The organism is uncultured Campylobacter sp. (genome assembly GCF_938030815.1).
Taxonomy (GTDB): Bacteria; Campylobacterota; Campylobacteria; order Campylobacterales; family Campylobacteraceae; genus Campylobacter_B.
In genome coordinates this window covers 1-5,963 of sequence record NZ_CALHII010000236.1, presented here as the reverse complement: position 1 = coordinate 5,963, position 5,963 = coordinate 1, and the positions used below count along the sequence as shown (strand labels likewise).

Genomic DNA, 5,963 nt, shown 5'->3' with positions numbered 1-5,963 from the left:
ATCGCCGTGGTGCAGTTTTTGCGCGGCAAACACGCAGAGTTATTTGAAAATAAGGGCTAGCTCGCAAAATTTCGCGAGCTAGAATTTTACGAAGCGCAAACTATGCGGAGTAAAATTTCATTTAGCGCAGAAATTTATGGAGCGATAAATCCGCGAGATAAAATTTTGCGAAATAGAATTTCTAAAATACGGAATGCGAAATACGGAATTTTACGGGTTTAGATTTAAAATTTTAAAATTTAGCAAGTAGGCTTTGCGAATAAAATTTTAAGGCATGGCGGCTACAGAATTTTGTTTTAAAATTTTATGCTGTCAAACAAGAGCAAAATTTCAAGGCTTAGAATTTACGCTAAGAAATTCCGCGCAATAGCAGATTTAAAATTTTTAAATGCATTTTGTGACACGGAATTTTGTAAAAAATTTTAGACAACGCGGGGTGGCTCTGCGTAAAATTCTAATCTAGGTTTCGCGAGGAATTTGCATCAAAACTCCGCGCGGAATTTTGCGCTCAACTAAGGCGCAAAATTCAAATATAAAGGCGCGATCTCCGCTTGCCGACGCGGTACAAAGAGTGCGCTGATCGTGGAATTTTAAATTTAAAAGCACGATTCTGCCGTCTAAGATCAAAGAAATGGCGTAGCGTCTAAGCTTGCTGAAATGACAAAGCTCGCTTTGAAAGAAAAAGAGAATTTTATCTGCAAAAGCGCAGAGATGGCATTTTAAGATACTTTTGTCATTTCTAAGAGAAGAAGATCCGCGCCAGAGGCTTTTAAGCAAGCGCGCTTGATAAAATATTATCGCTAGATATGGTGCAGGTGCGGTAACGTCCGAACGTGGCAAAATTAAAACTAACGCGGCACTCTATCGTCGCAAAGCCAGGCATAGTAAAATAAAAAGCTTGGGCAGGGCGCTAAGAAGTAAAATGTCGCGAAATAAGACGCCTGCAAAGCAAGGTGCCTATAAGATGAAGCGTAGTAAAATAGAATAGCAAAGCCAAAGCAACGTGTCGATAAAATAGACACCGCGAATCAGAATTTCGTAGCAGTAATGCGGGACCGAGTAAATTTTAAGCCGGCGGCGCGCTAAATTTTGAAATTTTATGAATTTAAAACTTTATGAAAGGATATAAATGAAAAAGATTTTTTTGTTTGCATGTCTCATGCTTTTGGGCTCGCAGCTTTTCGGCGACGATAAGGTATATCGCCTAAGACTTGCTAGTACGTGGGAGGCGACTACGCCCGTTTTGGGCGCTGCTGCTGAGGATTTTAAAAACTATGCCGAAAGCCTTAGCGGTGGTAGGCTTCAGATCCGCATCGACACACCGAGCAAGCACAAGGCAAGCTTTGGCGTATTCGACTTCGTCAAAAGCGGTCAATACGATCTAGGATATACTTCGCTTTATTATTATAAAGGCAAAGATGCTAAAACTATGCTCTGGACGGCGGTGCCTTTCGGTATGACTACTGATGAGCAGCACGCGTGGTATTACTATGGTGGTGGGCGAGAGCTTAATGATAAGATGTTCGCGCAATACGGCATGAAGACCTTTTTGATGGGATCTACCGGCATGCAAATGGGCGGCTGGTTTAAAAAAGAGATCAACTCGGTCGCGGATCTGCAAGGGCTTAAATTCCGCATACCGGGGCTAGGCGGAGAGGTGATGAGCAAGCTGGGCGCTACTATAAACACGGTGCCTACGGGCGAGCTATTTATGGCGTTAGAGATGGGCACGATCGACGCGGTCGAGTGGGTAAGCCCCGTCTATGATATGCCACTTGGATTTCACAAAGTGGCTAAATACTACTACACAGGCTGGCAAGAGCCTATGGGAGACTGCCAACTGCTGGTAAATCAAAAGGCGCTAGAGAAGCTGCCTACGGATCTTCAAGCGATCTTAGAGGCTGCAGCAAGACTTGCCGGAGAGAATTTCCAAAATAAGGGCTTTTACGAAAACGCTCGCATTTGGGCGGAGCTAAAAGCGCAGTTTCCGGATGTGCAGGTGCGCGACTTCCCTGCAGACGTGATAGCCGCGCTTAAAAAAGCAACGAATGAAATCTTAGACGAAGAAGCGGCGAAAGATCCGATGTTTAAAGAGATCCTAGACAGCCAGCGCGCGTTTTTGAAAATCGGTAGAGAATGGAACAAAATAAGCACCGTAGCCTACATAAATAACGTAAGCGGTATCGCAGGCGAAAGTGCAGCAAATCCAATCTCCGCAGACTCTAGCGGTACGACAAGCTCAGATTCTGCAAGCAGCGAAAATCACAGCGCTGCGAGCGACTCTAACGCGACGGACGGCAAAAATTTAGGAGCGACAAAGTAAAGTGGGTGCTGCTAGCGATAAAAATTAAAGCGAGACGAACAGACCGGCACAATAAGTAGCTCAGGCGCGACAAGCGGCAGAAATTCTAACTACTTTTAAATAAAGTAGATGGAATTCTGCCGCAGCAGCTTTGGCACAATAACTTCAATATCAGAGCCCAGTTCATAAATCTGGTTCGCAAGCAGGCAGCAGCTTTGGCGCAATAGCTTTAACATCGCAAGCAGCGCTATCTAGTGCAGCAAAGGGCTCCCGCGTGAAAATAGAACGCCAAAAACACGCGATGAAACAAAATTCTAAAAATTGTGAATTCCAAGCACGACGGAATTCGGAATTTTAAAATCAAAATTTATGGATTTCAGACGAAGCGCGAAGCTACTCAGCTATGCCATAAATCGGCATTTGCGGCCATTATTAAGACTAAAAGCCGTGTCTAGCGCTTTAAAAAGCCTATGAGCCTTTTGCATTCATCTATCAAAATCACAAAAATCGCATTTGCGTTATTAAAATTGCAGCGCTACTTGATAATATAGGCTAATTCGCATAAAATCAGCCTGCGCGCGTTAAAATTTAATCAATAATGTAATTTGGTAAGATTCGCCGCGATAAAATAGTCTTATTATCATGCTTATCTTTAAAATTTACTCTATTATGCCGCTCTGATTAAGACTAAATTTATTAGGATTTGTTAAATCACGAATCCCCGGTCTCTGCCGTCGCATCTATTAAATGAAATAGCAGATAAATTTCTATGCCCTTTTATCGATAGTGCAACTACGCAAAAAAGCGTATTAATACCACGAAATTTATTGAATTCTTGAAATTTTTGATCTTTAAAATATCGCAAGACGGCTAGATCGCCAAAATTTCATATTATTTGAATTGATTGTTAAAAAATAGATTCGGAAGCATAGCCCCCGAATCTATGGATAAGATTAAATTCTTAGAATTTAATCGGATGGTGGTGGAAGTCGTCGTAAACGACTTTATTGGTTTGAAATTTAATGCGCTTAAGCTCGCGGATACGCAAAAATTCCTCTTCGTCGATCTTTTTAATCTGAATCGCTGCCTTAAATGTAGGCGTTTTGGCGATGAGATCCCAGCCGCCGCTAGTTAGCTCGTTGCAGCAGCTCTCCCAGTAGTGATAAGACATCTGAATGATACCGTCCATTATACACTCTGTGATGTCCGCCTTGATCGCGATATAGCCGTAGCGGCTCCACGCGACGATGAAATCGCCCTGCGAAATTCCGTATCGCTCGGCGAGTTTCGGATTCATTTCCGCAATCGGTCCTATCGCGTCGCCGCCCTGCTCGACGGTCTTAGAGCGCCTAGTCATCGCGCCTCCCGCGTACTCGTAAACCTTACGCGTAGTTAGAAGCTGGATCGGGAACTCTGCATCGGTCTTCTCGTCCACGGAGCCCGCCATTACAGGATAATCTTTCGGCATATTCATACGCTTTGCGAATTCCTCTTTGGCGCTTTCGATCTTGCTCTTATCATCCACAAATAGAACTGGGACGAAATTTCCTTTACCGTCCGGGGTAAAGAATTTTTTATCAAGGTACAATGCAGGTCCGCCCATAGAATTCTCATCAGGGCACGGCCAGTGAAGTCCGTGGTATTTTTTGATGCGGTAATAGCTCATTCCGCCGTAGTTGTGCGGAGCTACCCTGCGCACCTCTTCCCAAATCTGCTCTGGAGATTGGAATGTGAAATAATCTCCTAGACCTAAACGTCTGGCAAGCTCGCAGATGATAGCCCAGTCTTGTCTAGCTTGTCCCGGAGGGGCAACTACAATCTCGCTATGCTGTACGCGGCGCTCGGCGTTAGCATAAGTACCCTCCTTCTCGCCGCTGCAAGCTCCAGGAAGCACGACATCTGCTTTGCGACTCGTCTCAGTTAAGAAAATATCTTGGATCACATACATCTCTACCTGCGAAATCGCGCGCAAGAAGTGGTTTGCGTTCGGATCGGTCATAACCGGGTTTTCGCCCATCGTCCAGAAGAATTTTACCCTACCATCAAGAATTGCGTCAGGCACTTCGGTTTTATGAATACCGATCTTGCCGTTTAGATGACCTTTTGGTAAATTCCACTGGCGCTCAAACCAATCACGGGCACTCTCGTCGGTTACAGCTTTATAGCCGGTAAATACGTTAGGAAGCATTCCCATATCGCAGCAGCCTTGAACGTTTTCTTGTCCGCGGATCGGTAGATCGCCGCTGCCTAGCTCGCCTACGTTGCCCGTTACGAGCATTAAATTTGAAATATCGCATACCGCGCCCACGCCGTGGTTGAAGTGAGTTACACCCATTCCGTGCGTGATAACCGCAGGTCGCGTAGTGGCGTAAATTCTAGCTGCTTTTCTAATATCTTCAGCGTTTAACCTAGTGTATTTGGCTACGGCTTCAGGCGAATAATCCTTAACCGCCTCTTTTACATATTCAAAACCCTTGGTGTATTTCTCAACGAATTTGTGATTTACCAAATCCTCGTCGATAATAGCATGGATTAAAGCGTTTATAACCGGGATATTGTGCTCCGGCTCAAGCTGGAGGTGGATATCTGCGCGATTTGCAAATTCCGTCTTAACCGGGTCAATGACGATGAGTTTGGCGCCTCTGTTTAGCGCTCTTTGAACGTGCATAGCTACGATCGGGTGGCCATTTTCCGGGTTTGAGCCGATCATCATAATGCAGTTGCTGTGAGTTCCGATTTCAGTAAAGCTATTTGTAGCCGCTCCGTTACCGATTGTTTTGGCAAGACCTGCCACAGTCGGAGCGTGTCAAATGCGCGCGCAGTGATCGATATTATTCGTGCCTAAAATTCTAAGTAGCTTCTGCGCTACGTAGTTATCCTCATGCGTACAGCGTGCGGAATAGTTTCCGGCTATCGCGTCGGCACCGTATTTTTCTTTAACCTCGAGCATCTTTTTAGCAACCAAATCAAGCGCTTCGTCCCAGCTAGCCTCGACCAAATCGCCGTCTTTACTAAATTTGCCATTCTTTTTACGAATTAGCGGAGTAGTAAGCCTATCTCTAGAGCCTACGTAATTCCATCCGTAATAACCTTTCAAACATAAACAACCTTGATTTACGGGGTTGTCGCTTACGCCGGTTGCAGATTTGATATAATTGTCTTCCGCAGTCAGCTCGATTTGACAGCCTGTGCCACAATAAGGGCATATGACCTTGCCTTTATTCGCCATATTTTCTCCTTTCGAAAATACTAAACATGCAAAATTACCATATATGCAATTTCGGCACAATTATATAAATTCTTACCTAAAATAAAATTGAAATTTTGTCTTAAGCTAAAAGAATTTTTTCAATTATAATTAGGAGTAAGTTGGGGTAATTTAAATAGCAATTTAAATTTTAAAATATACTTTAATACTGATATACTAGAATTTTTAAGCAAATAATCAACGAACCGGTTTAAATAAGAAATTAGTTTTTAAATTTAAGCTTTTAAAGCAAATTTATCAAATAAATTCCAAATATCGTCAGATAAATGACGGAATTTTTTTACGGACTTAAATATAATTACACCAAAATTTTTAGTAAAAAATTTTTAAAAGAACTGAATTTTGATGATGATGTTATTAAAATGAAAAAAGAAATCAAAAAATGCAATAACT

2 protein-coding genes are annotated in these 5,963 nt (G+C 43.1%); one reads left to right on the top strand and one right to left on the bottom strand.

What is annotated here, in order from left to right; translation table 11 throughout:
* Positions 1-1,129: 1,129 nt before the first annotated feature.
* Entirely contained in the window at positions 1,130-2,323 is a 1,194-nt protein-coding gene (gene dctP / locus Q0277_RS08980) for a TRAP transporter substrate-binding protein DctP (RefSeq protein ID WP_297997389.1), read from the top strand.
* 940 nt (positions 2,324-3,263) lie between these two features.
* On the opposite strand, the gene Q0277_RS11200 is transcribed toward dctP, so the two are convergent.
* Complete coding sequence (locus Q0277_RS11200; protein ID WP_366517338.1) at positions 3,264-5,531, bottom strand: molybdopterin-dependent oxidoreductase; 2,268 nt, start codon at positions 5,529-5,531, stop codon at positions 3,264-3,266.
* Between the last annotated feature and the right edge of the window lie 432 nt (positions 5,532-5,963).